Origin of the sequence: Pseudoalteromonas sp. GABNS16E (genome assembly GCF_028598715.1) — a bacterium.
Classification (GTDB): domain Bacteria; phylum Pseudomonadota; class Gammaproteobacteria; order Enterobacterales; family Alteromonadaceae; genus Pseudoalteromonas; species Pseudoalteromonas atlantica.
In genome coordinates this window covers 1-613 of the sequence record NZ_JAQREZ010000155.1, presented here as the reverse complement: position 1 = coordinate 613, position 613 = coordinate 1, and the positions used below count along the sequence as shown (strand labels likewise).

The following is a 613-nucleotide window of genomic DNA, read 5'->3' as shown; positions in this document are numbered from 1 at the left end:
GCGAGCTTGATAAAGTTCCTTTTGCGTAACCAGAGCGATCCATACTTTGAGCAAAAATCGTATAGGCATCATTTTTAGGCTCAACAATTACGTCGTAGGTCTCACCAGGGCCGAATCTAAATTCATCAACTGTCACTGGTTCAACGTTTTGCCCATCAGCTTGTACAACTGTTAGTTTTAGTTCGGGAATACGAACGTCAAAAAAAGTATTGCTTGAGCCATTAATAAACCTAAGTCTTACTTTTTCTCCAACTTTAAACATTCCTCGCCAATTTGACATTGGCGTACTACCGTTCATTAAAAAGGTCATTGCTGATGCAGATAAGTCAGCTAAATCTGTAGGATTCATTCTCATTTGATTCCACATTTTGCGGCGTTGCAAAGCATTCGAAACACCGCTATTTGAAACGTCATCAAAAAATTCTGGAACAGTGGGCTGATTGAAGTTAAATACATCACTCTGTATTTTTAATTTGCGGAACAGCGCCATTGGGTCATCATCAGTCCAATCAGATAATTGAATAACATGCTCGTTATCTGCACTAATAATATCTTTTTCTCGCGGTTCAATAATTAATGCACCGTACATGCCAGTCATTTCTTGAAAGCCACT

1 pseudogene is annotated in these 613 nt (G+C 38.8%); it reads right to left on the bottom strand.

From position 1 onward, the window contains the following. Nucleotides 1-613, bottom strand: a pseudogene (locus PSI06_RS21085) (copper resistance system multicopper oxidase); the annotation flags it as partial.